This is a genomic window from Rhodanobacter denitrificans, from assembly GCF_003335105.1.
Taxonomy (GTDB): domain Bacteria; phylum Pseudomonadota; class Gammaproteobacteria; order Xanthomonadales; family Rhodanobacteraceae; genus Rhodanobacter; species Rhodanobacter denitrificans_A.
Window position 1 is genome coordinate 24,901 of record NZ_QFWQ01000006.1, and the last position, 26,499, is coordinate 51,399.

The following is a 26,499-nucleotide window of genomic DNA, read 5'->3' on the forward strand; positions in this document are numbered from 1 at the left end:
GCCAAGCATAGCCCGGCGAGGTGTCACGCTTGCCGCAGCGACAACTCAGGCGCGCTTCTGCAGCACCGCGTAGTACATGCCGTCGAGGTCGCCGTCGCCGGGCAGGAGCTGCCAGCCCACGGCGGCGGCCTGGCCGGCTGGCAGGGTGAATGCCATGGCTTGGGCATCGGTTTGCGCCGCCAGCAGCTCGCCGATGATCGCCTCGTTTTCCGCGCGCAGCACCGAGCAGGTGATGTAGACCAGCCGACCTCCCGGCGCCAGCAGCGGCCACAACGAGGCCAGGATGCGGCGCTGCTGCGCGTGCATCGCGACGATGTCGCTCTCGCGCCGGTGCAATCGCACGTCCGGCCGGCGGCGCAGCACGCCGGTGGCCGAGCACGGCGCATCGATCAGGATCCGCTCGAACGGCTGGCCGTTCCACCAGCCCTTCGGCGCGCCGGCGTCGCCGACCACGATTTTCGCGTCCAGGCGCAGCCGCATCAGGTTCTGGCGGATGCGTTCTGCGCGCGTCGCGTCGAACTCCAGCGCGGTCAGCGCGATGTCGGCGCGTTCGAGCAGATGGCAGGCCTTGCCGCCCGGCGCGGCGCATGCATCCAGCACGCGCTGGCCGTCGCGCAGGTCGGCAAGGTCGGCGGCCACCTGCGCGGCGCCGTCCTGCACTGCGAACAGGCCATCGTCGAAGCCGGGCATGCGGGTGACGTCGCTGCTGTGCGGCAGCACCAGCGCGTCGGTCAGCCAGGGATGCGCGGTGGCGGCATAGCCGGCGGCCTGCAATCGTGCGATCAGCGCCTCGCGCTCGCTGCGCCGGCGGTTGACCCGCAGCATCAGCGGCGGCTCGCCGTTGTCGGCGGCCATCACCGCCTCGGCCTGCTGCGGCCAGTCGCGCTGCAGCGCGGCGGCCAGCCATGCCGGATGGGCGTGGCGGGTCTGCGGCCTGGCGTCGAGTTTCGCCAGCAGGTTTTCGCGCTCGCGCTGCCAGCGCCGCAGTACGGCGTTGACCAAACCGGCCAGCTGCGGCCGCTTGAGCGCGCGCACCGCCTCGACCGTGGCGGCCACCGCGGCGTAGTCCTGCAGCTCGAGGATCTCCAGCTGGACCAGACCCAGCACCAGCAGCGCGTGCACGGCCGGGTCCTTGTGCCGCAGCGATTTTTCCAGCAGGCCGTCGACCGCGGGATCGAAACGCAGCCACCAGCGCGCGCCTTCGCTGAGCAGAGCCATCAGCAGGGCGCGGTCGCGCGGGTCGGCCAGCCGCGGCGCGGAACGTTCCATCACGTCGCGCAACGAGGCGCCGCGCAGGGCGACTTCGGCGAGCCCCCGGGCGGCCAGGGCGCGGGTATCTGTTTTCATCGGGCCTTGCTCATCGAAGCTGGCGCAGCTCGGGGCGGGCGTTGAGGTAGTCGGCCGCACCGATGCGCTTACCACCGGCGCGCTGCACGGCGGTGACGCGCAGCGCGCCATGGCCGCAAGCCAGGTCGATGCCGTCGCGGCCGGCGGCCAGCACGCTGCCGGGCGCGGCATGGTGATCGAGTTCGATTGCGCGGGCGGCCCAGATCCGCAGAGGTTCGCCGGCGATCTCGCCTTCGGCCACCGGCCACGGGTCGAACGCGCGCACCTGGCGTTCCAGCTCGATCGCGGGGCGGCGGAAGTCGAGCTTTGCCTCGGCCTTGTCCAGCTTGTGCGCGTAGGTCACGCCATGGTCCGGCTGCGGCGCGGCGACCAGCACCTCGCCGGCCAGCGTGCGGCGCAGGCCCTCGGCCAGCACCTCCGCGCCCAGCGCGGCGAGACGATCGTGCAGCGAGCCGCCGGTGTCGTCGCGGCTGATCGGGGTGCGTCGTTCAAGCAGCACCGGGCCGGTATCCAGGCCCGCTTCCATCCGCATCAGGTCGACCCCGCTCCCGGCGTCGCCGGCCAGGATCGCGCGCTGGATCGGTGCGGCGCCGCGCCAGCGGGGCAGCACGCTGGCATGCACGTTCCAGCAGCCGAGCCGCGGAATCGCCAGCACCTTGCGCGGCAGGATCAGGCCATAGGCCACCACCACCACCAGGTCGGGGCGGTAATCGGCAAGCCGTTGCTGCACCTCGGCGGGTTTCAGCGATTCGGGCTGTTCCACCGCGAGGCCGGCGCCCAGTGCGGCCTGTTTCACCGGGCTGGGCGCGAGCTTGCGGCCGCGGCCGGCGGGGCGGTCGGGCTGGGTATAGACGGCCACCACCTCGGCGCCGCTGTCGCGGCAGGCCTCGAGGCAGGGCACGGAGAATTCCGGGGTGCCGGCAAAGACCAGCCGCAAACCCGGGTTACCCAAGCCGGCCTTGCTCAAGCACCGACCGCCTGCTTGCGGTGCTTTTCCAGCCGCTTCAGCAGCAGGCTGCGTTTCAGCGGCGACAGGTAGTCGACGAACACCTTGCCTTCCAGGTGATCCATCTCGTGCTGGATGCACACCGCCAGCGGGCCTTCGGCCTCGATGATGATCTCCTTGCCGTCCACGTCCTGCGCCTGCACCTTCACCTTCAGCGCACGGGTGACGTCGGCGTACAGGCCGGGGAAGGACAGACAGCCTTCCTGGTAGACCTGCGAGCCGTCCTTCTCGAGGATCTGCGCGTTGACCAGCGCCAGCGGGCGGTTGCGCTCGTCGCTCATGTCCGCGACCAGCACGCGCTGGTGCACGTTGACCTGGGTGGCGGCGAGGCCGACGCCGTTGGCGGCATACATGGTCTCGAACATGTCGGCGACGAACTGCTTCAGCTGCGCGTCGAACACGGTCACCGGTGCGGCGCGGGTGCGCAGCCGGGGGTCGGGGAATTCAAGGATGGACAGGACGGACATGGCATCACCTCGGCGCCGAAAATGCGGGCGATTTGGTAAAAAGCCACCCTCGGAGCCATCTAGAATGTGCCTCATTGTACGTCGGCAAGCGTCCGACTGCAGACGATTTTTGCCAACCAGCGCCAGTTGCGCACATTAACCATTCGGTTACACTCGACCGAGCTTTGGGGAAGGGGGATTCCCGCCAATGATCAGAAAAACTATCGTGTTGCTCGCCGGCATGCTGGTTACCGTGGCCGTGTATGCGGCCGGTGCGCAACTGCGGGCCGATCATCCGGACAGCTACACCGTGCGCCGGGGCGACACCCTCTGGGACATCTCCGCCAAGTTCCTTTCCAAGCCGTGGCTGTGGCCGGAAATCTGGCAGGCCAACCCGCAGGTGCGCAATCCTCACCTGATCTACCCCGGCGACGTGCTCAACCTGTCCTTCATCAACGGTCCGCGGCTTGGCCTGCAGCCGGGCGTGCATCGCGAAGGCGAGGCGGTGCCGGCGATCCCGCTGTCCGAGCTGAGGATGTTCCTCAAGGACATGCGGGTGATGGACTCGAACGCGGTCAGCTCCGCGCCGTACGTGGTCGGCCTCGAGGAGGCCCGCCTGCGCGGCGCCGTCGGCCAGAACATCTACGTGCGCGGCCTGCAGGGCGAGCCTGGCCAGCGCTGGGCGATCGTGCGGCCGAGCCACGTGTTCCGCGGCTTCAACCAGGGTGACGCGGCCAGCGCCGACCTGGTCGCCCACGACCTGGACAGCAACGCGGCGATGGTCAATGCGCCGTGGCGCGAGGACTCCCGCAACGACGGCCACTACGGCAAGGGCGACGACCTCGGCGTCGAGGTCAGCGTGATCGGCACCGCCGAGACGCTGCGCATGGGCGACCCCGCAACTCTGCTGCTGCTCGGCGCCACCCAGGAGATCCGCAGCGGCGACCGCATCATGCCGGTCGACGATGCGCCGTACGACGCCTATTACTACCCGCATCCGCCGAAGTCGGTGCCGGCCAACGCCAAGGTGATCGGCTTCGCCGACGCGATGGATGCGGCCGGGTCGCGCCAGGTGGTGCTGCTGTCGATCGGTGCGAAGGACGGCGTCGACAACGGCCAGACCTTCACCATGCTCCAGCCCGGCGAGACGATCCACGACGATGTGGCCAGCAACAGCTGGCGGCGTGGCGTGGGTGAGACTGTCAAGTTGCCCGACGAGTACATCGGCCACGTGATGGTATTCCGCACCTTCGACCGGGTCAGCTACGGCCTGGTGATGGACGGCCTGCGGCCGGTGCACGTCGGTTCCCGTCTGGTCATGCCCGAATAAGAGCCTGCGACCAACGTTGCGGCTTCTGCCTACAGGACGGCGCGGCTTCCACCGCGCCGTTTCCTTTGCGGGCCGCTCCGTAAACTGCCGCCATGACCATGGACGATCCTGATGAACTGCGTGCCTGGCTGGTCGCCTTGCGCACGCCGGGCCTCGGCCCGGGCGGCCTGCGCGAGCGGCTGGATGACGCCGGCGGCGACATCCGTGCGGCACTGAGGCAGCTGCGCCGCCGCGCCGCGCCGCTGGGCGAGCCGGCGCAGGCCTGGCTGGCGCGGCCGGACGAGGAGCGCCTGGCCTCCGACCAGGCGTGGCTGGCCGAGCCGGGACATCGGCTGTTGCGCTGCACGGAGGCGGATTTCCCGCCGCAGCTGGAACACATCCCGCAACCGCCGGCCGTACTGTTCGTGGCCGGCGACGCCAGCCTGCTGCTGCATCCCCAGGTGGCGATCGTGGGCGCACGCAGCGCCAGCGCGGCGGGGCTGGCGCATGCACGGACGTTCGCCCGTGCGCTCGCCGCGGCCGGTTTCGCGATCACCAGCGGCATGGCCGACGGCATCGACGGTGCCGCCCACGTGGCGGCGCTGGATGCGGAGGCGCCGACCCTGGCCGTGGTTGGCACCGGTCCGGACCGGGTGTATCCGCGCAAGCACCAGGCACTGGCCCGGCGGATCGCCGCGCACGGCGCGCTGGTCAGCGAATTTCCACCCGGCATGCCCGCGCGTGCCGATCATTTTCCGCGCCGCAACCGGATCATCGCGGGCCTGTCGCTGGGCACGCTGGTGATCGAGGCGGGCCTGCGCTCCGGCTCGCTGATCACCGCCCGGCTGGCCGCCGAACAGGGGCGCGAGGTATTCGCCTTGCCCGGTTCCATCCATAATCCGCTGGCCCGCGGCTGCCATCGGCTGATCCGCGACGGCGCCCGGCTGATCGAGGACGCCGCGGAAATTGTCGAAACCTTGACGCTGGCCGCGCGCATGCTGGGTGGCGAACTGGCCGTGCGGCTGCGGGAGCCCAACGATGGGGCGATCCGCTTCGATGGCATGGGCGGCACCCCATCCGGGTTGGGCGGACGTGGCAATGATGCGGAATATCGACGGCTTTTGACTGAACTTGGTCATGCGCCGGCGACGTTGGACGAACTTGTGCAGCGTACCGGGCAATCGACGGCCGCGCTTTCCTCGATGCTGCTGATGCTGGAGCTGGAGGCGCGGGTCGAATGCCTGCCCGGCAACCGCTACCAGCGATTGCCCGGTGGCTGAGCCGCATGGCGCGGTTTGCTTGACAGCCGCTGGCGCGGCGTGGTTTCAACTATATATATGTCCGGCACGGAAGCGCCGGTGGTTCACCTCTGGATACCCTGTTTCATGGCAAAAAACCTGCTCATCGTCGAATCGCCGGCCAAGGCCAAGACGATCAACAAATACCTCGGCAAGGACTTCCAGGTACTTGCCTCCTACGGCCACGTACGCGACCTGAGGCCGAAAGAGGGCGCGGTTGACCCCGAGCACGGCTTCGCGATGAAGTACGAGGTGATCGAACGCAACGAGAAGCATGTCGACGCGATCGCCAAGGCGGCCAAGCTGGCCGACGACATCTACCTCGCGACCGACTTGGACCGCGAAGGCGAGGCGATCAGCTGGCATATCAGCGAGATCCTCAACGAGCGCGGCCTGACCAAGGGCAAGCAGCTCCACCGGGTGGTGTTCTCCGAGATCACGCCGAAGGCGATCAAGGCCGCGGTGGCCGCGCCGCGCCAGCTCTCGCACGACCTGGTCGACGCGCAGCAGGCGCGCCGCGCGCTGGACTACCTGGTCGGCTTCAACCTGTCGCCGGTACTGTGGCGCAAGGTGCAGCGCGGGCTGTCCGCCGGCCGCGTGCAGTCGCCGGCGCTGCGCATGATCGTCGAGCGCGAGGAAGAGATCGAGGCGTTCAGGGCACGCGAATACTGGACGATCGAGGCCCAGCTGAAACATGTCGACGGCGATTTCAGCGCGCGCCTGTCCAGGCTCAACGGCAAGAAATTCGAGCAGTTCGACCTCACCAGCGAAGCCGATGCGCTGGCCGCCCGCGACGCGCTGAAGCAGGCCGCACGCGGCCGCCTCATCGTCAGCGAGGTCAGCTCGAAGGAGCGCAAGCGCCGTCCGGCCGCGCCGTTCACCACCTCCACGCTGCAGCAGGAAGCGGCACGCAAGCTCGGCTTCACCACCAGCCGCACGATGAAGGTGGCGCAGGGCCTGTACGAGGGCGTGGCGCTGGGCAGCGAGGGCAACGTCGGCCTGATCACCTACATGCGTACCGACTCGACCATGCTCGGCGACGACGCGGTGGCCGAGCTGCGCCAGCTGATCGCGCGCGACTTCGGCGGCCAGGCACTGCCGGATGCGCCGCAGGTGTACAAGACCAAGTCGAAGAACGCGCAGGAAGCGCACGAGGCGATCCGCCCGACCTCGGCGATGCATACGCCGAAGTCGGTGGCGTCCTTCCTCAACGACGACCAGCGCAAGCTGTACGAACTGATCTGGAAGCGCACCGTCGCCTGCCAGATGATCCACGCTACGCTGAACACCGTCACTGCGGAATTCGCCGTGCGCGACGTGCCCGGCGGCGATGCCGCGTTCCGCGCCAGCGGCACCACCGTGGTCGACCCCGGCTTCCTCGCCGTGTACGAGGAAGGCCGCGACCAGAAAAGCGCCGAGGACGACGACGAAGGTCGCCGCCTGCCGCGGCTGGAAAAGGGCGAGGCGGTGCCGTTGCACGAGATCGTCGCCGACCAGCACTTCACCGAGCCGCCGCCGCGCTACTCCGAGGCGAGTCTGGTCAAGGCGCTGGAGGAACACGGCATCGGCCGTCCGTCGACCTATGCCAGCATCATCCAGGTGCTGCAGAACCGCGAGTACGTGTTCCTCGACAGCCGCCGCTTCAAGCCCAGCGACGTGGGCCGCGCGGTCAGCAAGTTCCTCACCCAGCACTTCACCCGCTACGTCGACTACGACTTCACCGCGAAGATGGAAGACGAACTCGATGCGGTCAGCCGTGGCGAGGAAGCCTGGGTGCCGCTGATGGAGCGCTTCTGGCAGCCGTTCAAGCAGCAGGTGGACGAAAAGACCGAATCGGTCGACCGCAGCGAGGCGACCGGCGCGCGCGAGCTGGGCTCCGACCCGAAGACCGGCAAGCCGGTTTCGGTGCGGCTGGGCCGCTACGGGCCGTACGCGCAGATCGGGGACAAGGACCAGGACGAGAAGCTGCAGTTCGCCAGCCTGCGCGGCGGCCAGAGCATGCACACCATCACCCTGCCCGAGGCGCTGGAGCTATTCAAGCTGCCGCGCAAGCTGGGTCAGGCCGACAACGGCGATGAAGTGAGCGTCGGCGTCGGCCGCTTCGGCCCGTTCGTGAAGCAGGGCAGCACCTACGCCTCGCTGAAGCCAGAGGACGATCCATACACGATCGAGTTGCCGCGCGCGCTGCAGATCGTGCAGGAAAAACTTGAGATGCTGGCCAACCGCGTCATCCTCGATTTCGGCAACGGCGTGCAGGTGCTCAACGGTCGCTACGGCGCCTACATCACCGACGGCGAGAAGAACGCGCGCATCCCGAAGGATCAGGAGCCGAAGGAGCTGACCGAGGCGCAGTGCGCGGAGCTGCTCGCCGCCGCGCCGGTACGGAAGGGTCGCTTCGGCAAGAAGACGGCCGTGAAGAAGGCGTCCGCGAAAAAGGCCGCGCCGCCGGAGAAGGCCGCGGCGAAGAAGGCTCCCGCCAAGAAGGCGCCGGCGAAGAAAGCCGCGGCGAAAAAGACTGCCGCGAAGAAAGCCGCCACGAAAAAGGCCGTCGCGAGGAAGAGCGTCGGCGGCAAGGCCGAGGCCTGAGTGCCGCGCCGCTTCACCCTTGCCGAACTCGATGCCGCCGCGTCGCTGCTGCATGCCGGCGGCGTGCTGGCCTATCCCACCGAGGCGGTGTTCGGGCTCGGCTGCGACCCGCACGACCATGCCGCATTCGCGCGTGTGTTCGCGCTGAAACAGCGCCCGGCGACCCAGGGCGTGCTGCTGATCGCCGCGGATTTCGCCCAGGTCGAGCGCTACATCGAACTGGCTGCGGTGCCCGGCGAGGTGCTCGCCCAGGTGCGCGCGAGCTGGCCCGGCCCGCATACCTGGGTTTTCCCGCGCTCGGCCGCGGTGCCGGCGTGGGTCGCCGGCGCGCATGCCGGGATAGCGCTGCGGGTCACCGCGCACGAGCCCGCCGCCGCGCTATGCCGCGCGTTCGGCGGTGCGCTGGTGTCGACCAGCGCGAACCCGCATGGCCGGCCACCGGCGCGCGCGGCGCAGACCGTGACGGATTATTTCGATGACGCGCTGGATGGCCTGCTGGATGCCCCGCTGGGCGGCCAGGCCGGCCCCACGATGATCCGCGACGCATTGTCGGGCGCTATCATCCGCGCCTGAGCGTTCGGGGGAGCGCGCCGGCTCATGTCTTGGCTGAACCGCCGTGGGACGCCAGCGGCAGCCGTTCATGCCGCCGTTCATCGTGCGGCGCGATGCTGCCGGACGTGACGAACCGCATATCAGGGAGACCGCAGCTTGGCCATCGTTTACGACACCTACCAGCGCGAGGCACCGTCGCGGCTGCCGTTGCTGGGCGTGGTCGATCCCGCGCGGATCGTGGCCTGGCGCGACGGCGAACCGGTCGACGCCGCGCGCTTCCTGGCACAGGTGCACGCGGTGGCCGCCCTGCTGCCGACGGCGACCGCCGCGGTGAATTTGTGCGAGGACCGCTACGCGTTTCTGGTCGCGTTCTGCGCCATAGCGCTGCGCGGCCAGGCCAACCTGCTGCCGTCGTCGCGCGCACCGCAGGCGGTGGACGAGGTGATGGCGGCGCATCCGGGCTGCTACGCGCTGGGCGAGCAGGCGCTCGATCCGGCTCCGCGCGGCTACCGGCAGCTGCCGCCGCTGGATGCCGCATCGCCGCTCGAGGCCGATCCGGCGTGGCCGTCGATCGCCGCCGACCAGGTCGTGGCGGTCGGCTACACCTCCGGCTCCACCGGTACGCCCAGCGCGAGTCCGAAGACCTGGGCCAGCTTCCACGCCAGCAACAGCGGCAACCTGGCGATGCTGCATGCCGTTGCCGGAGCGCATTTCGAGGTGGTCGCCACGGTGCCGCCGCAGCACATGTACGGCATGGAGATGTCGGTACTGCTGCCGTTGCTGGGCGGCTTCGGGGTGCATGCCGGGCGGCCGTTCTTCCCGGCCGACGTGGCCGCCGCGCTGGCCCAGGTGTCGGCGCCGCGCGTGCTGGTGACTACGCCGGTGCACCTGCGCGCGCTGGTCGAGTCGGGCATCGCGCTGCCGCCGATCGCCGCGATGCTGTCGGCCACCGCGCCGTTGCCGGTGGAGCTGGCGCAGGCCGCCGAACGGCGGTTCGGCGCACCGCTGCTGGAAGTGTTCGGATCCACCGAGACCTGCGTGTTCGCCAGCCGCCGCCCCGCCGTGGACGAGGACTGGTCGCTGTACGACGGTGCCATCCTGCATCCGCAGCCGGACGGCACGATGGTGGAGGCGCCGCAGCTGGCCGCGCCGGTCACCCTGGCCGACATCGTCAGCCTGTCCCGCGACGGCCGCCGCTTCCGCCTGCGCGGCCGCCATGCCGATATGCTGGAGATCGCCGGCAAGCGCGCTTCGCTGGGCGACCTCAGCCGGCGCCTGCTGGCGATTCCCGGCGTGCAGGATGGCGTGGTGTTCCAGCTCGACGACGGCGATGCGCTGGGCGTGCACCGGATCGCCGCGCTGGCGGTGGCGCCGGGGCTGGACGAGCACCTCATCCTCGACGCGCTGCGTCGCGCGATCGACCCGCTGTTCCTGCCGCGCCCGCTGCGCCTGGTCGACGCGCTGCCGCGCAACGAGACCGGCAAGCTGCCGCGCGCGGCGCTGCTGGAACTGCTGCAGCGGCCCGACTGAACGCGCCGTGGTTTCGCGGGCGCCGCGGTGCAGCCGCTACAATGCGCGCCTGCGCCGCGTGGCGGCGCGCGAATTCCGGGAGTGCAGGCATGAAGGTCTTGGTCATCGGCGGCGGCGGGCGCGAGCATGCGCTGGCGTGGAAGCTCAGGCAGTCGTCGCAGGTCGACGAGGTGATCGTGGCCCCGGGCAACGCCGGCACCGCGCGCGAGCCGAAGATGCGCAATGCCGACGTCGCGATGAACGACATTGACGGCCTGCTGCAGCTCGCCAGGCGCGAGAAGGTCGGCCTGACCGTGGTCGGCCCCGAGGTGCCGTTGGTGGCGGGCGTGGTCGACAAGTTCCGCGCCGCCGGCCTGCGCATCTTCGGGCCGCGTGCGATCGCCGCGCAGCTGGAGGGCTCCAAGGCGTTCGCCAAGGATTTCCTGCAGCGGCACAACATCCCCACCGCGCGCTACGCGGTGTTCACCGAACTGAATCCGGCGCTGGCCTACGTGCGCAAGCACGGCGCGCCGATCGTGATCAAGGCCGATGGCCTCGCCGCAGGCAAGGGCGTGGTGGTCGCGCTGACCCTGGCCGATGCGGAACTGGCGCTGCACGACATGCTCGGCGCGCACGCGTTCGGCGATGCCTCGGCGCGGGTGGTGATCGAGGAATTCCTTGACGGCGAGGAAGCCAGCTACATCGTGATGAGCGACGGCAGCCATGCGTTGCCGATGGCATCCAGCCAGGACCACAAGCGCCGCGACGAGGGCGACCTCGGCCCGAACACCGGCGGCATGGGCGCGTATTCGCCGGCGCCGGTGGTCACGCCGGAAGTCGAGCAGCGCATCCTGAAGGAAGTGATCGAGCCGACCCTGCACGGCATGGCCACCGAGGGCGCGCCGTTCATCGGCTTCCTCTACGCCGGACTGATGATCGACAAGTCGGGTGCGCCGAAGGTGATCGAATTCAACGTGCGCTTCGGCGATCCGGAAACCCAGCCGATCATGCTGCGCCTGAAATCGGACCTGGTCGAACTGATCGACGCGGCACTGGACGGCCGGCTGGCGCAGACCACGGCGCACTGGGATGCGCGCCCGGCGATCGGCGTGGTGATGGCGGCCGGCGGCTATCCGGGCCGGGTGCGCCTGGGCGACGTGATCGACGGCCTCGACGCGCCGATGGAGGCCGACGTGAAGGTGTTCCATGCCGGCACCCGCTTCGACGAGCAGGGCCGCACGGTTACCGCCGGAGGCCGGGTGCTGACCGTATGCGCGCTGGGCGGCGATCTCGCCGCGGCGCGCGAGAACGCCTACGCCGCGATCGGGCGCATCCCCTACGACGGCGCGTTCTGTCGCCGCGACATCGCGCACCTGGCCTTGCACCGCCGTTGACCCAGGCCGCCCACGGGCGGCGCCGCGCACGCCATACGCCTACGCATGGTAGGCCATCGGATGGGTTGACTTTTCCGCATCGCCATTTTTGGGCTATGCTAGAAACTTCCCCCGCGTAGATGTCGTGGCGCAGAGCGCCTGAACGGTCTCGTGCTTGTTTTCACCCAGATTGAGGTTTCCCATGCGCAAGACGTTTTTGTCGCTGATGTCCGTTGCTGCACTGGCGCTGGCTGGTTGCAACAACGCCTCCAACTCGACGCAGCCGGCTGATTCCAATGCACCTGCGTCCGCCAAAACGGCCGGCGCGGCCGCCCCGGTGCCCAGCCAGGTGAGCGGTACGGTTTCGTTGCGCGCCGGCTCGCCTACGCCTTCGGACAAGGCCACCCTGGTGCTGAACCTGGTCGACGTATCGTCCAACGCCGTGGGCTCCGCCCCGCTGGCCAGCAAGACGGCGCCTGCCGGTGCCTTCCCGCAGTCGTTCACGCTGACTTTCAACCCGGCCGAGGTGAAGTCGAACGACCTGTACGTGATCCAGGCGACCTTGACCGACGGCGACCGCAAGTACGCGATGCCGATCCAGGCGCCGGTGCTGGCCAAGGGCAGCAAGAATGACGGCGTGGCGATCGAACTGGCCGCCGAGCAGACGCCCAGCGAGAAGCTGATGGCCGGGTTCAACGAGGTGAAAGCGCAGCTCGGCGGCATGAAGATCAGCCACGGCACCAAGCTGGAAACCAACGACTCGCGCGGCTGGCAGCTGTTCCGCCAGGCCGGCGAGGTGAAGTTCATCCGCGAAGAAGTCGACTACGGCGACAAGGGCTATACCAGCACCGACTATGCCTACAAGGACGGCAAGCCGTGGGTGATCGTGCAGGAGACCAAGGCGAGCCGCGACGGCAAGCCGAGCGCGACCGATCGCGCCGGCTGGAGCGAGGACGGTTCGCTGGTGCTGAAGCAGCACCAGGCTGGCAGCGGCGTGCAGGCGCTGGATGACGCCGCCGCGGCAACCATGAAGAAGCAGGCCATGGAGATCCTCAGCCTGGCCACCGGCGGCAAGAACAAGTAAGCCGTACGGACGTCCAGACGTCCGGGCAATAAAAAAGCCGCCGGTCTCCCGGCGGCTTTTTCATTGCCGGTCGACCGGCTCAGAACATGACCTTGAAGCCCATGTTGAAGCTGTTGTACTTCTGGCTGTTGTCGCTGAAGCGGCCGTTGTAGCCGATCCAGCTGGTGACGCTCGGGGTCAGCTTGGCGGACAGGCCGAGGTCGACCGAGCCCCAGTTCCGGTCCGGCGTGAAGCCGGGCAGCGCGAACGTGCCGTTCATGCTGTTCAGGCCGGCGCTGACCATGCGCGGACCGGCCTTGTCGTCATGGTTCCACGCCAGCTCGGCGAACGGCGAAAGCACCGTGTTGCCCACGTTCCAGTCGCCCTGCAGGCGCCAGCCGAGGCTGCCGATCAGCGCGTCGCGCTGCTGCCGTCCGAACCACATCGCGCTGCTGTCGTTGCCGTTCTCGTTGTAGCCGCTGACCTTCACGGTCTGCCACTCGACGGTGGCGAACGGGCCGGTGCGCAGGCTGCTCACGTCGAACCACCAGCCGCCGGTGAGGCCTCCGCCCAGATGCGTGCCGTCGGTCTTGCCGCTCTCGGTGCGCCGGGCCGTGCCGACCTCGATGTGGCGATTGATGTCCTTGAAATTGGACTGGCCGAAATCCGCGTAACCGCCGATGTAGCCGCCGCCGACGTTGTAGGTGAGATAGCCCAGCGCGCTGATGTCTTGCATCGTGTAGCCGCCGCGGCCGCCGGAGAAATCGGCGTTGTTGCGGCCGATGCCGAGCGCGAGGCCGGCCGAGATATTCTCGGTGGCGCGGGCATCCGCGCCGAGGGTGAGGTTGAAGTTGTCGCTGTGGGTCTTCGGCGAGCTGTTGCTGGCGTCGAAGCGCTGCATGCCGTAGTCGATGTTGACGAAGGCGCGGGTCTCGCCGCCGGTGCTGTCCATCAGCATCTGCTTGCGTACCACGCGGCCCTGCACCGCGGTGGCCGACAGCGGCGCCTCGCCGAGCATGGAGATCTGCTCCGGCGCGTGGATCGTCGCCAGCACGTACTGGCCGAGCATCGCGTGGGCGGCGGTGGTCGGGTGAACGCCGTCGGCGAACAGGTAGGTCTGGTTGGTGCCCGGCGCATAGGTATACGGCAGGCCCGAGCCCTGCGGGCCGCACTGCACCGAACTGGAGCCGGCGCCGCAGGCCGGGGCGGTGACGTTGGTGAAACCGTAGGCGGACGGATTGGCGATCACCTCGTTGAGCAGCGCGTAGGTATTCACCGGGATCACGTTCAGGCCGTTGCTGCTGAGCTGGCCGAGGCCGCTGCTGAGCACGCCGTTGTAGAGCACGGCGAGCTGGCTGGCCCCGGCCTGCGCGGCGGGGCCGCCGGCGGCCGCCGACGGGGTCTTGCCGAGGTCGGGCAGGTTGTAGACCACCACGTACTTCGCGCCGGCGGCCTGCAGGCCGCCGAGCACGCCGAGTTCGGTCTGTGCCGCGTTGACGGCGCCGGCGGCGATCGCGTTCGGATTGGTCAGCGCGCCGCTCAGGTAGAAGATGTCGTTCGCCCCGCCCCAGACCTGGTACAGGGCATGGGAGTCGGCCTTGCCGCCGTTCGCGCCCAGGTACATCTGCAGCTGTTGCGGGATGGTCGGTACGGCGGCCACGTTGTTGACGAAGCCGGCGCCGCCCCAGGCGTAGTCGGTGCCGCCGACGGCCGACGGAGCCAGCGTGAAGCCGAGGCCCGCCGCCACGTTTTCCGCCGCGGTGGTGCCGGGATTGGTGGTGAAGCGCAGTGGCGGCTGGATGGCGGGTGCGGAGGCCAGCGAGATGTTGCCGCCGTCGCTGAGGCTGTCGCCGAAGACGATGACGTTGCTGAAATCGGTGGCTGCAGCGGCCGTGCTGAACAGCAGGGCGGTGGCGATGGCGCCAGCCAGATGGCGGGTACGAAGCATGCTGACACTCCTGGGCCGGGATGGCCCTGTTAGCTGGATGTTACGTTACGGCATTCCATACGGAACCGCATGCTGCAGTGCACTGCAGCCGTATGCGAGGCTGCACGGGGCCTTCAGCGCTTGATCGCGCGCGTCAGCGCATCGGCGAACGCACTGTTGGCCGGCGTGGGCGCAGGCTTCGGCGCGGTGCCGCCCGGACGCGGGCCGCGGCCGTCGCGCTGACCCCCGCGGGCATCGCTGCCGGCACCCGGTCGGCCGCCACGCGCCTGGCCCGGCTCGTCGTCCAGCCGCATGCTGAGGCCGATGCGCTGGCGCGGCAGGTCCACCTCCATCACCTTGACCTTGACGATGTCGCCGGCCTTCACCGCGTCGCGCGGATCCTTCACGAAGGTATGCGACAGCGCCGAGACGTGGACCAGGCCGTCCTGGTGCACGCCGATGTCGACGAACGCACCGAACGCGGCGACGTTGGTGACGCGGCCTTCCAGGATCATGCCGGGCTTGAGGTCCTTCACGTCCTCGACGCCTTCGGCGAAGCTGGGTGCCACGAACCCCGGGCGCGGGTCGCGGCCAGGCTTCTCCAGTTCCTTCAGGATGTCGCGCACGGTCGGCACGCCGAACTTGTCGTCGGTGAACTGTTCCGGCTTCAGGCCGCGCAGGAAGCCGCTGTCGCCGATGATGTGGCGCACCTCGCGGCCGCACTGCGCGATGATCCGTTCGACCACCGGGTACGCTTCCGGATGCACCGCGCTGGCGTCCAGCGGGTTGTCGCCGTTCGGCACGCGCAGGAAGCCGGCGCATTGCTCGAACGCCTTGTCGCCCAGCCGCGGCACCTTCAGCAGCGCCTTGCGGTTCGCGAACGGGCCGTTGGCGTCGCGGTGCTTCACCACGTTCTCGGCCACCGACGCGGACAGACCGGCCACGCGCGACAGCAGCGCGGCGGAGGCGGTGTTCACGTCCACGCCGACCGCGTTGACGCAGTCCTCCACCTTCGCGTCCAGTGCGCGCGCCAGCTTGATCTGGTTCACGTCGTGCTGGTACTGGCCCACGCCGATCGCCTTCGGCTCGATCTTCACCAGCTCGGCCAGCGGATCCTGCAGCCGGCGTGCGATGGAGACGGCGCCGCGCAGGCTCACGTCGAGATCGGGAAACTCCTTCGCCGCCAGTTCGGAGGCGGAATACACCGACGCGCCAGCCTCGCTCACCACGATCTTCGCCAGCTTCGCCTCGGGCAGCTTCTTGATCAGTTCGCCGGCCAGCTTGTCGGTCTCGCGCGAGCCGGTGCCGTTGCCGATCGCGATCAGGTCGACGTTGTGCTGTTTGCACAGCCTGGCCAGCGACACCAGCGATTCGTTCCACTGCCGCCGCGGCTCCAGCGGGTAGATCGTGTCGGTGGCCAGCAGCTTGCCGGTGGCGTCGACCACTGCGACCTTGCAGCCGGTGCGGATGCCGGGGTCCAGTCCCATCACCGTCTTGGCGCCGGCCGGCGCCGCCAGCATCAGGTCCTTCAGGTTGTCACCGAACACGCGGATCGCCTCGTCCTCGGCGCCTTCGCGCACGCGGCCGAACAGGTCGAGGGTGAGATGCAGGTGCAGCTTCACGCGCCAGGTCAGGCGCACGGTCTCGCGCAGCCATGCATCCGCGGCGCGGCCACGGTTCTGGATGTCGGCATGCGCGGCGACACGGCCTTCGCCTTCGGCATGGCCTTGCTCGCTGTCGGCGGCGGGCGCGAGTTCGAGCTCGATCACGCCTTCGTTGCGCGCCCGCATCAGCGCCAGCAGGCGGTGCGAGGGAATCTTCGCGATCGGCTCGACGTGGTCGAAGTAGTCGCGGAACTTGGCGCCTTCGCTTTCCTTGCCTTCGGCCACTTTCGCGCGAATCTGCCCCTGCGCCCACAGCCAGTCGCGCAACTCGCCGACCAGGTGCGCGTCTTCGGCGATCGACTCCATCAGGATCGCGCGGGCGCCGTCCAGCGCGGCGCGCACGTCGGCGACGCCTTTCTCCGCATCGACGAACGCTTCGGCGAACGTCTCCGGGGACCGCGTGGGATCTTCGCGCAGGCCCAGCGCCAGCGGTTCCAGCCCGGCTTCGCGGGCGATCTGCGCCTTGGTGCGGCGCTTCGGCTTGTAGGGCAGGTACAGGTCCTCCAGTCGCGCCTTGGTGTCGGCAGCGAGCAGGTCGGCCTTCAGCGCATCGCCGAGCTTGCCCTGTTCTTCCACGCTGGCGAGGATCGCGGCGCGGCGTTCTTCCAGTTCGCGCAGGTAGCGCAGGCGTTCTTCCAGCAGACGCAGCTGGGTGTCGTCGAGGCCGCCGGTGACCTCCTTGCGGTAGCGTGCGATGAACGGCACGGTGGCGCCGCCGTCGAGCAGGTCGACCGCCGCGCGTACCTGTTCGGTCCTGGCGGCGATGTCGTTGGCAATGCGTTGTTCGATGCTGAGCATGGGCGGTGATCGGTTCCTGGCGTCGGCGTGATGCGCCGGATGAAGAAGAGCGAAGCGGTCGATGATACCAAGCGGCTGCGGCGACGCTGCCGCACAAACGAAAACGGCGCCGCGGATCGACCGCGGCGCCGTCGTGGGTCAGCGGATCAGGCGCTGAACGAGTTGCGGCTGTCGGACGCTGCCTGGTTCGGCGTGAACTCGCTGGCGCGGCCGTTCAGCACCAGGGTCTTGGCCAGCAGGTCGTGAAAACCCTGCTTGCGGGTGGTCCAAGCCACCGCCAGGTAGCAGACGAAGGGGATCAGGGCGGTCAGGACATTGGTCAGTCGAACCGCGTTGCGGGCCAGGCTGCGACCGAGGCTGATGCGCCTTCCCTCAAGGTCGGTGACGCGCAGGCCCAGCGCCAGCTTGCCCGGCGTGGCCTGCCAAACGGAGCATTCGAAGAAGGCGTAGTAGAGATAGCCCACCAGCAGTGACCACATCGTGGCCGGACGAACGGCCCTGGCGTATTCCTCCATCGCCAGGGTGGGTGTGGCGCCGCCCTGGATTTGTGTCATGAAATGCTCGAATGCGGTGGTGGCGCCCATTGACATCGCAATGACGAAGATCGGGACCAGCAGGATCAGATAATCGATCACCCAGGCGGCGAATCGCTTCCAGAATCCGGCACAATCTTCCAGGGTCGCGGCGTTGGTTGACGGTAGTGGCGGCATGGAAGGAGCGGCCGGCACGCTGTGAGTTTCATCGGGAAACAGCACCGACAGCGGCTGCCAGTCGGCGAGGCCTTCGTACCAGGCCAGATCCTGCGGGCTTACCTGGCCGCTGCGCAGCCACTGGCGCACGTCGTCTTCCTGGTACGGGCCATGCCGTTCGCCGTCGCGGCCGATCCAGATTTCCATGCGTGCGTTCCCGTCTTGGTCAAGGTACGCATGATGCCATGAGCGTGTTGCCGCGCGGGTGAGTCAGGCGGCGTCGCGGCGCTTCAGGTGCACCAGCAGCAGCGAGATCGCGGCGGGGGTGACGCCGCTGACGCGTGCGGCCTGGCCGACCGTGGCCGGCAGCGAGCGCTTCAGTTTCAGCAGCACCTCGGCCGACAGGCCGCGCACCTTGTCGTAGTCGAAGCCGGCGGGAATCGCCAGTTGCTCTTGGCGGCGCTGGCGCTCGATCTCCTCGCGCTGACGCTCGAGGTAGCCGGCGTACTTCACCTGCACCTCGACCTGCGCGGCGACGTCGTCGCGCGGCACCGGCGGCCCCAGTTCGGGCACGGCGGCGAGCGTGGCGTAATCGAGTTCGGGCCGGCGCAGCAGATCGATGGCGCTGGTCTCGCGGCTGACCGCGATGCCGAGCCGACGTTCGACCGCGGCGCCGCGGGCGTTCGACGGGGTCACCCACAACGCGCCCAGGCGCTGCAGTTCGCGCTCGACCGCGTCGCGCTTGGCGCGCAGCGCATCGAAGCGCACCTGCGGTACCGCGCCCAGCTCGAAACCCTTTTCGGTGAGGCGCAGGTCGGCGTTGTCCTCGCGCAGGTGCAGCCGGTATTCGGCGCGCGAGGTGAACATGCGGTACGGCTCGATGGTGCCGTTGCTGGTGAGGTCGTCGATCAGCACGCCGATATACGCTTCGTCGCGGCGCGGGTACCACGGCGCCTTGCCCTGCGCCGCGAGAGCGGCGTTGAGGCCGGCGACCAGGCCTTGCGCGGCGGCCTCCTCGTAGCCGGTGGTGCCGTTGATCTGGCCGGCGAAGTACAGGCCGGGAATCGCCTTCGTCTCCAGCCACGGGTGGAGTCCGCGCGGGTCGAAGTAGTCGTACTCGATCGCGTAGCCGGGGCGGGTGATGTGCGCATGTTCAAAGCCCTTGATCGAGTGCACCAGCGCCAGCTGCACGTCGTACGGCAGCGAGGTGGAGATGCCGTTCGGGTAGATCTCGAACGTGTCCAGCCCTTCCGGCTCGATGAAGATCTGGTGCGATGGTTTCTCCGCGAAGCGCACCACCTTGTCCTCGATCGACGGACAGTAGCGCGGACCGACACCTTCGATCTGGCCGGTGTACAACGGCGAGCGATCCAGCGCGCCGCGGATGATCTCGTGCGTCTGTTCGCCGGTGTGGGTGATCCAGCAGCTGACCTGGCGCGGGTGCTCGTCGCGCGAGCCGAGGTAGGAGAACACCGGTGCAGGCGTGTCGCCGGGCTGTTCTTCCAGGCCGTTGAAGTCGATGCTGCGCAAGTCGATGCGCGGCGGCGTGCCGGTCTTCAGCCGGTCGGCGGCCACCGGCAGCTCGCGCAGTTTCGCCGCCAGCGCGCTGGCCGGCGGATCGCCGGCACGGCCACCGGCGTACTGCGCCTGGCCGATGTGGATCTTGCCGGCGAGGAAGGTGCCGGCGGTGAGCACCACCGCGCGTGCGCCGAACGTGAGCCCCATCTGGGTGACCACGCCGCTGACACGGCCGCCCTCGATGACCAGGTCGTCCACTGCCTGCTGGAACAGCTCCAGGTTCGGCTGGGTTTCCACCATCCGGCGGATCGCCGCCTTGTACAGCGCGCGGTCGGCCTGGCAACGGGTGGCGCGCACGGCCGGACCTTTCGAGGCATTCAGCGTGCGCCACTGGATGCCGGCGCGATCGGCCGCGTGCGCCATCGCGCCGCCCAGCGCGTCGATCTCCTTCACCAGGTGGCCCTTGCCGATGCCGCCGATCGCCGGATTGCAGCTCATCTGGCCGATCGTCTCGATGTTGTGGCTGAGCAACAGCGTGCGCGCGCCGGCGCGCGCGGCGACCAGCGCGGCCTCGGTGCCGGCGTGGCCACCGCCGATCACGATGACGTCGTAGTGGGTCGGATGGCGCATCGGACTGACCTGGGCAAGCAATAAAGTGACGAAACGGGGCGCCATGGTAGCGCCATCAATGCCTTGCGAGCTGGCCTGGAGAAATGGCACGCTTTCTGCTTGGAAAAGGCCAGCACTTTCACGGGCAGACGCTGCGCGACCACGCGCGCCGAGATCGAACGGACAGGGGTTCGATCGCGTACCAGGAAAGGAAGCAAGACGGCACCCCTCGGGGTGCCGTCGCCTTTTGGGCCGTCGCAAAATCCACCAAACGCCACAAAGACGAAGCCCCGCGGCTTGGCAGCCGCGGGGCCTCGTGCTTTTAGATCTGGCGCCCGGCGGTCTCAGGAACAGGGGGAATCCAGGATGACCGTATTGCCGAGCGCCAGAAACCGGAAATCTGCTGGCGCGCCCTGCGCATATTGGCGCGGAACGTGGGAGGCATAATCGCCGCGAATGCGTGAACATGGGGTGACTGAAAAGGAATTTTCTGCCCGATCGCGGCAGCTGATGACGTGTTGCGTCAGTCACGTGATTAAGAGCGCAAATTGACCGTGATGAGCGTCACGCATGGCACGTCGGTTGCATCCGTTTCCTCGTCAGCCAAGCGAGGGTTTGCCGTGGATACCAGCTTCGATTTCCAACCGGTTTATCCGTATCACGACCTGCTGGTCGAACTCGGTCAGGTCGAGATGGCCCTTGACGGTCTGGACGGGCGCAAGGAGAGCGAGCGCGACGCGCTGCAGCCGGGCCTCGAGTCGCGCATGCAGAGCCTGCTCGACGCGCTCGACCATCTGGCCGTCTGAATCCGGCCGTCTTCCGCTGCATGCGTGGACCGGGCGCCGCGCATGCCAGGCGGGTCTACGCAGCGGCCCGATGCCGCGGCGACCTTTCAGAGCTTGTGAAGAAAACCACCTCCTGTGGTTTTCTTCCGTCGCGAGTCCGGCACATGTCCGGGCTTCGAGGTTGAATAGTCACAACCGCTCAGTGATTCAGCACGCTGTCGACGATCTCCGCCAGGTTGCGGGAGAGCCCGTGGTGCCCGGCCAGTTCCACGATCGCCGCACGCGCAGCCTCGCGCCGCAACGGTTCCAGCCGCTGCCAGCCGTTGAACGCCGTGGCCAGCCGCGCCGCGACCTGCGGGTTCAGCGCATCCAGCGCCACCAGCCGTTCGGCCAGCAGCCGGTAGCCGGCGCCGTCGGTGCGGTGGAAACCGCTGGGGTTGTTGCGCACGAACGCACCCAGCAGCGACTGCACCCGGTTCGGGTTCTTCAGTGTGAACGCGGCGTCGCGCTCCAGCAGTCGCACGCGCTCCAGTGCCGGTTCGCCCGGCAACTGCGCCTGCACCGCGAACCATTTGTCCAGAGCCAGCGCGTTGCCGGCGTGGCGCTCACGGTAATCACGCAGCGCCGCGGCGGCCTGCGGGGCGTCGCCGCGTAACAGCACGGACAGCGCGGCGAGGCGGTCGGTCATGCCGGGCGCCGCGCGGTATTGCGCGGCGGCCAGTTCGCCGGCGCCGGCAGGGTCGAGCAGTGCCAGCAATTCCAGCGCGCGGCGCTTTAGCCGGCGGCGCGCCTGGCTCGATGCATCGAGCTCGGTATTGGTATGCGCGGCCAGCGCGGCATACCGCTGGCGCAAGGCCGCGGCACCCAGCCGTGCGGCCAGCCGCTGCTGCAGGGCCTGGCGCAAGTGATGGATGCGCTGCGGATCGATCGCGGTCTCGCGCTCGGCCAGCTCGATCTCGCCCGGCGGAGTCAGCAGGTCGGCCAGCAGCGCGTCGTCGATGACGGCGTGGTCGAACAACCGGGCCAGCGCATCGCACCAGGCCTGCAGGGCGGTACCGGCGGTGCTGTCGCGCAGATCCTCGTAGGCGCGTGCGGCCAGCTGCTGGCCGGCCTCCCAGCGGTTGAAGCCATCGGCGTCGTGACCCAGCAGCAGGGCCAGCTCGTCCGGCGTGTAGTCGCACTCCAGGATCACCGGCGCGGAGAATCCGCGCAGCAGCGACGGCACCGGCACGGTAGCGATGTTGGTGAAGACAAAACTCTGTTCGGCACGGTCGAGCACCACCACCTGCTCCGTGGCAGGTTTGGAAGTCTGGCCGTCCAGATGCAGCGGCAGCATGTCGCCGTGCGGCGTGAACAGCGCCAGCTTGACCGGGATCGGCAGCGGCGGCCGTGCCTCGGCCGTGGCGACGCCGGCCATGTGCTGGGCCAGCGTCAGCGTGTAGGTGCGGGTAGCCGCGTCGTAGCGGCCATGCGCCTTCAACCGCGGCGTGCCGGCCTGGGCGTACCAGGCGAGGTAGGGCGTGAGGTCGGTGTCGTTCGCCTCGCCCAGCGCCGCGAGGAAATCCTCGAGCGTGGCGGCGCGGCCGTCGTTGCGCGCGAAGTACCGGTCCATGCCGCGGCGGAAGCCGTCCCGGCCCAGCGCGCCGGCGAGCATGCGCACCAGCTCGGCGCCTTTCTCGTAGACGGTGGCGGTGTAGAAGTTGTTGATCTCGCTGTACTGCGCCGGGCGCACCGGGTGCGCCAGCGGGCCGGCGTCCTCGGGGAACTGCGCGCGGCGCAGCAGGGCAACGTCCTCGATGCGCTTCAGCGGCGCCGAGTTCATGTCGGCCGAGAAGCTCTGCTCGCGGAACACCGTGAGGCCTTCCTTCAGGCTGAGCTGGAACCAGTCGCGGCAGGTGACGCGGTTGCCGCTCCAGTTGTGGAAGTACTCGTGCGCCACCACCGCCTCGACGTGGCGGTATTCATCATCGGTGGTCGAATCCGGCTCGGCCAGCAGGCACTTCGCGTTGAAGATGTTGAGGCCTTTGTTCTCCATCGCGCCCATGTTGAAGTCGTGGGTGGCGACGACGTGGAACACGTCCAGGTCGTAGTTGCGGCCATAGGCCTGCTCGTCCCAGCGCATCGCGCGTTCCAGCGCGTCCATCGCGTAGTGGCAGCGGTCGATCGCGTCGGCCTCGGCCCAGATCTTCAGTTGCACGGCGCGACCGTCGGCGGTGACGTAATCGCGCCCGATCACTTCCAGATGGCCGGCGACCAGGGCGAACAGGTAACTCGGCTTCGGGTGCGGGTCGACGAAGCGTGCCCAGTGGCGGCCGCCATCCAGCTCGCCGGCGCCGTCCGGGTTGCCGCCGGCCAGCAGCACCGGGAAGCGCGTGCGGTCGGCGCGCAGGGTGACCGTGTAGCGGGAGAGCACGTCGGGCCGGTCGGGGAAGAAGGTGATGTGGCGGAAGCCCTCGGCCTCGCACTGGGTCAGCAGGAAGCCGCTCTCGCGCGGGCCGGACAGGTACAGGCCTTCCAGCGCAGTGTTCGCGGCCGGACGCAATCGCACGAGGGTTTCCAGCACGCTGCCGTCGCGGGCGCCGTCGACTTCCAGCACGCTGCCGTCGTAGCGGTACGCACTGGCAGGCAACTGCCTGCCGTCGAGCGCGATCGACAATAGCTGCAGGCCTTCGCCGTCCAGCCGCAACGGCGCGTCCTGCGCTGGGTCGCGGCGCAGCAGCAGGCGTGCCAGCACCTCGCTGGCGTCGATGCCGAGGTCGACATCCAGGTCGACCGTCTCGACCCGCCAGGCCGGCGCGCGGTAGTCGCGGAGGCGGATCAGGCCCTGAGCGGCGGGTTGCGACAGTGCGTGCATGGGCTAACACAAAAGAATGGGGACTGGTCAGGGTAACATGGGGCGTTTCGGCCGCAGGAGAACCCCCGTGGATGCGACGCGATATGCCGTCGGACTTGACCGACTCGGCAGCCAGGACATCGTGGTGTTGACCGAGGCCGGCAGCGCCCGGCGCGTCCGCATCGCGCGGCATGGCGCGGCGCTGCTCAGCTTCGATGCGGGTGTTGCCGGGATCGCGCGCGATCTCGCCGACGGTTATCGCGACGCGGCGGAAGTCGCCATGCGCCCGGGCTCCCGCTTCGCGATCATGGCGCCGTTCGCCGGGCGCATCGCCGATGCGCGCTACCGCTTCGACGGCCAGTTGCAGGATCTGCAGCCCGGCGTGACCGGCGCCGCGCGGGCCAGCCGGCACGGTTTCGTGCGCGACGTGGATTTCGACCTCGCGGCACTCGATGCGGACGATGGCCGCGCGCAGGCCACCCTGACCACTCGCGCAATCCGCCCGCAGCCCGGCTACCCGCATGCTATCGACCTTGCGGTGACGTTCACCCTCGACGCCGGCGGCCTCACCCTGGAGGCTTGCATGCGCAATGTCGGCGACCGCGCCGCGCCGTGCTTCTTCGGCTGGCATCCGTATTTTCGCGTGGCCGACGGCGAGGTCGACGACTGGCAACTGCAGATTCCCGCGCAGACCCTGATCCGCACCGGCGCTGACCTGATCGCGCTGGCCGGCGCGGAAGCCTACGTGGCGCTGGACGATGCGCCGGCCCTGGATTTTCGCGAGCCGCGGCTGATCGGCGACAGCATCATCGACCAGGGCTACACCGATCTCGACGCCGACGCCGACGGCCGCATCCGCACCCGCCTGCGCGATCCGGCCAGCGGCTTGGCCATCGCGGTGTGGCAGGAGCGCGGCGTGATGCATGCGTTCACCGCGGATACGGTGAGCCGCGATGCGCGCCGCTCGGTGGCACTGGAGCCGATGGAGTGCATGGCCGACGCGTTCAACCGGCCCGAGTGCGCCGCGGCGATCCGGCTCGAACCCGGCGCCGAGCGCCGTTTCCGTTGTGGCGTGGAGATCGAACCGTGATGGATGCCTTGCCCAGCTTCGATGACATCCGTGACGCCGCTGCGCGCATCGCGCCGTACGCCAGCGTCACGCCGGTGCTGCGCAGCGCGGCGCTGGACGCCCTGAGCGGCGCCTCGCTGCATTTCAAGTGCGAGAACCTCCAGCGCGGCGGCGCGTTCAAGTTCCGCGGCGCCTGCAATGCGGTGTGGTCGCTCGACGACGAACAGGCCGCGCGCGGCGTGGTCACCCATTCTTCCGGCAACCACGGCAACGCGCTGGCGCTGGCCGCCGCCACCCGCGGCATCGCCGCGCACGTAGTGGTGCCGGAAGGCGCGGTGCGCGCCAAGCTGGAGGCGATCGAGCGCGCCGGTGCCACCCTGCACCGCTGCGCAGCGACGCAGGCCGCGCGCGAGGCGAAGTGCGCCGAGGTGCAGCGCGCCACCGGCGCGGAGCTGGTGCATCCGTATGCCGACACCCGGGTGATGGCCGGCCAGGGCACCCTTGTGCTGGAACTGCTGCAGCAATCACCGGGGCTGGACGTGCTGATCACGCCGGTCGGCGGCGGCGGCCTGGCCAGCGGCGTGGCGATTGCCGCGCACGGCATCGATCCGGCACTGGCGCTGTTCGGCGCCGAGCCGCTGGGCGCCGACGACGCGGTGCAATCGCTGGCGCACGGCACGCGGGTCACCACGGTGGTGCCCGACACGGTCTGCGACGGCCTGCGCGCGCTGGTCGGCGAGCGCAATCTGGAGGCGCTGCGCACGCATCGCGTCGAGGTGATCACGGTCAGCGACGCCGAAACCGTCGCTGCGATGCAGCTGCTGTGGTCGGAGCTGAAGCAGGTGGTGGAAGTGTCCAGCGCCACCGTGCTGGCGGCGATCCTCAGGCAACCGCAGCGCTTCGCCGGCCGGCGGGTCGGCGTGGTGCTGACGGGCGGCAACGTGGATCTGCAGGCGTTGCCCTGGTAGGCGCGAGGGCGGATCAGCCCGGCACGGATTCCGTCGCCGCGCTGCCGCTGGTCGGCGCGTCCTCATCGGAAGCGACGGCAGGCATATGGCGCGCGAGGGCGTGGAGGTCCAGCTGGCCGACCGGGATCGGCGTGTAGTCCGCGCCGAAGGCCACCTCGCCCGGCCGCCAGCCGGCGGGCTGGCGCACGGCGACCCAGAAACGTTTCAGCGCAGCCCAGTGCAACCCGACCAGGCCGTAGTTATTGTCGGCGTCGACGATCGGGTCGCCCACGCCGGTCGGCCGCGGCGGCTCGCCGTACAGCGCCGTGCCGAACAGCACGTCCCACACCGAGAGCACCTGGCCGTAGTTGCAGTTGTGCAGCGTCGGCCGCTCGGGGTCGACCAGCATGTGGTGCAGGCGGTGGAACTTCGGGGCCACGAACACGCGGTCCAACACGCGGCCGAAGCCCAGCCGCACGTTGGTATGCGAGAAGTTCTGCACCAGTTCACCGATCAGCATCAGCCAGGCGAACTCGTCCGGGTCGACGCCGATCACCAGGCCCACCGTGGCGAGGATCATCGACTGGATGAAGCCGTCCACGAGACTGCCGCGGTCGTTGGTCCAGCAGCTCATCTGGCGCGTGCTGTGGTGCATGCTGTGCAGCGCCCACCACCACGGAATCGCATGCTGGGTGCGGTGCATCCAGTAGTACACGAAGTCGTAGATCACGTAGTAGACGGCAAACAGCACGTAGGGATGCTGGTTGAACCACGGCACCCAGTGGGTCAGCGCCAGCGCCGAGCCGGTGCTCGAGGTGGCACTGTCGGTACCGCCGAACAGATGGCTGAACGGGGTCAGCACCAGGTAGGTAAACAGCGGGAAGATGCCCAGCAGCATCAGCAGCGTGTAATTGCGGTCGACCCGGGTCAGCCGGCGGTCGCTCCAGCGCTCGGCGGGAAACCATGTCTCCAGCGGGCGGAAGATGAAGCCGATGATGCCCACCTGCAGCGCCGCGATCAGCAGCGCGGCGGCGATATCGTCGGGGTTGCCGCTCAAGCCGTCCAGGTGCAGCGCATCCAGCAGCGGCACGACGGCATGTGCGCTCAGCCAGCTGACCCAGTGAGCCCACAGTTGGGATAGATCGAACATCGACGTTTCTTCGGTTTCGGC

At 69.0% G+C, this 26,499-nt stretch carries 19 protein-coding genes; 10 read left to right on the forward strand and 9 right to left on the reverse strand.

The window, feature by feature from the left end:
• Positions 1–45 precede the first annotated feature (45 nt).
• From rsmB to def, 3 genes are read right to left on the reverse strand one after another with little or no spacing between them, the layout of a single operon-like run.
• On the reverse strand, positions 46–1,347 hold the full coding sequence (rsmB, locus tag DEO45_RS09715; RefSeq protein WP_114342999.1) for a 16S rRNA (cytosine(967)-C(5))-methyltransferase RsmB: 1,302 nt from the start codon (positions 1,345–1,347) through the stop codon (positions 46–48).
• A gap of 10 nt (positions 1,348–1,357) precedes the next feature.
• A complete protein-coding gene (fmt, locus tag DEO45_RS09720) occupies positions 1,358–2,284 on the reverse strand; it encodes a methionyl-tRNA formyltransferase (RefSeq protein ID WP_114343001.1) in 927 nt (308 codons plus the stop codon).
• Positions 2,285–2,310: 26 nt separating this feature from the next.
• Positions 2,311–2,820: a peptide deformylase gene (def, locus tag DEO45_RS09725; protein ID WP_114343004.1), complete on the reverse strand. Its 510-nt coding sequence runs from the start codon at positions 2,818–2,820 to the stop codon at positions 2,311–2,313.
• A gap of 187 nt (positions 2,821–3,007) precedes the next feature.
• Here def and DEO45_RS09730 point away from each other — a divergent pair, with 187 nt between their 5' ends.
• The 7 genes from DEO45_RS09730 to DEO45_RS09760 all read left to right on the forward strand — a co-directional run bounded on the left by DEO45_RS09730 (position 3,008) and on the right by DEO45_RS09760 (position 12,510).
• Positions 3,008–4,129, forward strand: coding sequence for a LysM peptidoglycan-binding domain-containing protein (locus DEO45_RS09730; RefSeq protein WP_114343007.1), 1,122 nt, complete (start codon positions 3,008–3,010; stop codon positions 4,127–4,129).
• 92 nt (positions 4,130–4,221) lie between these two features.
• A complete protein-coding gene (gene dprA, locus DEO45_RS09735; protein WP_114343009.1) occupies positions 4,222–5,388 on the forward strand; it encodes a DNA-processing protein DprA in 1,167 nt (388 codons plus the stop codon).
• A gap of 105 nt (positions 5,389–5,493) precedes the next feature.
• Entirely contained in the window at positions 5,494–7,992 is a 2,499-nt protein-coding gene (locus DEO45_RS09740; RefSeq protein ID WP_114343010.1) for a DNA topoisomerase I, read from the forward strand.
• Positions 7,993–8,565 carry an L-threonylcarbamoyladenylate synthase gene (locus DEO45_RS09745; protein WP_114343011.1) on the forward strand — a complete coding sequence of 191 codons (573 nt, stop codon included), beginning with the start codon at positions 7,993–7,995 and terminating at the stop codon, positions 8,563–8,565.
• Between the two features lie 135 nt (positions 8,566–8,700).
• The gene (locus DEO45_RS09750; protein WP_114343012.1) at positions 8,701–10,074 is read left to right on the forward strand and encodes an AMP-binding protein; all 1,374 of its coding nucleotides are present in this window, start codon (positions 8,701–8,703) and stop codon (positions 10,072–10,074) included.
• Positions 10,075–10,163: 89 nt separating this feature from the next.
• Positions 10,164–11,447, forward strand: coding sequence for a phosphoribosylamine--glycine ligase (purD, locus tag DEO45_RS09755; protein WP_114343013.1), 1,284 nt, complete (start codon positions 10,164–10,166; stop codon positions 11,445–11,447).
• Between the two features lie 181 nt (positions 11,448–11,628).
• Complete coding sequence (locus DEO45_RS09760; RefSeq protein ID WP_114343014.1) at positions 11,629–12,510, forward strand: YbaY family lipoprotein; 882 nt, start codon at positions 11,629–11,631, stop codon at positions 12,508–12,510.
• A 79-nt stretch (positions 12,511–12,589) separates the two neighbouring features.
• Here the strand turns inward: DEO45_RS09760 and DEO45_RS09765 are convergent, their stop codons facing one another.
• The 4 genes from DEO45_RS09765 to mnmG all read right to left on the reverse strand — a co-directional run bounded on the left by DEO45_RS09765 (position 12,590) and on the right by mnmG (position 19,715).
• Positions 12,590–14,437 (reverse strand): autotransporter outer membrane beta-barrel domain-containing protein, encoded by a 1,848-nt coding sequence (locus DEO45_RS09765; RefSeq protein WP_114343015.1) that lies wholly within the window; start codon positions 14,435–14,437, stop codon positions 12,590–12,592.
• Between the two features lie 113 nt (positions 14,438–14,550).
• On the reverse strand, positions 14,551–16,878 hold the full coding sequence (locus tag DEO45_RS09770) for a Tex family protein (RefSeq protein ID WP_114343016.1): 2,328 nt from the start codon (positions 16,876–16,878) through the stop codon (positions 14,551–14,553).
• A 146-nt stretch (positions 16,879–17,024) separates the two neighbouring features.
• Positions 17,025–17,774, reverse strand: coding sequence for an RDD family protein (locus DEO45_RS09775; RefSeq protein WP_114343017.1), 750 nt, complete (start codon positions 17,772–17,774; stop codon positions 17,025–17,027).
• Positions 17,775–17,837: 63 nt separating this feature from the next.
• The gene (gene mnmG / locus DEO45_RS09780) at positions 17,838–19,715 is read right to left on the reverse strand and encodes a tRNA uridine-5-carboxymethylaminomethyl(34) synthesis enzyme MnmG (protein ID WP_114343018.1); all 1,878 of its coding nucleotides are present in this window, start codon (positions 19,713–19,715) and stop codon (positions 17,838–17,840) included.
• Positions 19,716–20,314: 599 nt separating this feature from the next.
• On the opposite strand from mnmG, the gene DEO45_RS09785 reads away from it, so the two are divergent.
• Positions 20,315–20,500, forward strand: a complete 186-nt coding sequence (locus DEO45_RS09785; RefSeq protein WP_114343019.1) for a hypothetical protein — start codon at positions 20,315–20,317, stop codon at positions 20,498–20,500.
• Positions 20,501–20,678: 178 nt separating this feature from the next.
• Here DEO45_RS09785 and pepN read toward each other — a convergent pair whose 3' ends face one another.
• A complete protein-coding gene (pepN, locus tag DEO45_RS09790) occupies positions 20,679–23,333 on the reverse strand; it encodes an aminopeptidase N (protein WP_114343020.1) in 2,655 nt (884 codons plus the stop codon).
• Between the two features lie 37 nt (positions 23,334–23,370).
• Here pepN and DEO45_RS09795 point away from each other — a divergent pair, with 37 nt between their 5' ends.
• Positions 23,371–24,402: an aldose 1-epimerase gene (locus tag DEO45_RS09795; protein ID WP_114343021.1), complete on the forward strand. Its 1,032-nt coding sequence runs from the start codon at positions 23,371–23,373 to the stop codon at positions 24,400–24,402.
• Complete coding sequence (locus tag DEO45_RS09800) at positions 24,402–25,349, forward strand: pyridoxal-phosphate dependent enzyme (protein WP_114343022.1); 948 nt, start codon at positions 24,402–24,404, stop codon at positions 25,347–25,349. Before DEO45_RS09795 ends, DEO45_RS09800 begins: the two co-directional genes overlap by 1 nt.
• A gap of 13 nt (positions 25,350–25,362) precedes the next feature.
• On the opposite strand, the gene DEO45_RS09805 is transcribed toward DEO45_RS09800, so the two are convergent.
• Entirely contained in the window at positions 25,363–26,478 is a 1,116-nt protein-coding gene (locus DEO45_RS09805) for a sterol desaturase family protein (protein ID WP_114343023.1), read from the reverse strand.
• Positions 26,479–26,499: the final 21 nt, after the last annotated feature.

Bases quoted from the DNA above. Each gene is read 5' to 3' on its own strand.
- pepN (WP_114343020.1), bottom strand. From the start codon at position 23,333: ATGCACGCACTGTCGCAACCCGCCGCTCAGGGCCTGATCCGCCTCCGC.
- DEO45_RS09760 (WP_114343014.1), top strand. From the start codon at position 11,629: ATGCGCAAGACGTTTTTGTCGCTGATGTCCGTTGCTGCACTGGCGCTG.
- DEO45_RS09730 (WP_114343007.1), top strand. From the start codon at position 3,008: ATGATCAGAAAAACTATCGTGTTGCTCGCCGGCATGCTGGTTACCGTG.
- dprA (WP_114343009.1), top strand. From the start codon at position 4,222: ATGACCATGGACGATCCTGATGAACTGCGTGCCTGGCTGGTCGCCTTG.
- rsmB (WP_114342999.1), bottom strand. From the start codon at position 1,347: ATGAAAACAGATACCCGCGCCCTGGCCGCCCGGGGGCTCGCCGAAGTC.
- def (WP_114343004.1), bottom strand. From the start codon at position 2,820: ATGTCCGTCCTGTCCATCCTTGAATTCCCCGACCCCCGGCTGCGCACC.
- purD (WP_114343013.1), top strand. From the start codon at position 10,164: ATGAAGGTCTTGGTCATCGGCGGCGGCGGGCGCGAGCATGCGCTGGCG.
- mnmG (WP_114343018.1), bottom strand. From the start codon at position 19,715: ATGCGCCATCCGACCCACTACGACGTCATCGTGATCGGCGGTGGCCAC.
- DEO45_RS09770 (WP_114343016.1), bottom strand. From the start codon at position 16,878: ATGCTCAGCATCGAACAACGCATTGCCAACGACATCGCCGCCAGGACC.
- DEO45_RS09765 (WP_114343015.1), bottom strand. From the start codon at position 14,437: ATGCTTCGTACCCGCCATCTGGCTGGCGCCATCGCCACCGCCCTGCTG.
- DEO45_RS09800 (WP_114343022.1), top strand. From the start codon at position 24,402: ATGGATGCCTTGCCCAGCTTCGATGACATCCGTGACGCCGCTGCGCGC.
- DEO45_RS09805 (WP_114343023.1), bottom strand. From the start codon at position 26,478: ATGTTCGATCTATCCCAACTGTGGGCTCACTGGGTCAGCTGGCTGAGC.
- DEO45_RS09740 (WP_114343010.1), top strand. From the start codon at position 5,494: ATGGCAAAAAACCTGCTCATCGTCGAATCGCCGGCCAAGGCCAAGACG.
- DEO45_RS09795 (WP_114343021.1), top strand. From the start codon at position 23,371: ATGGGGCGTTTCGGCCGCAGGAGAACCCCCGTGGATGCGACGCGATAT.
- DEO45_RS09775 (WP_114343017.1), bottom strand. From the start codon at position 17,774: ATGGAAATCTGGATCGGCCGCGACGGCGAACGGCATGGCCCGTACCAG.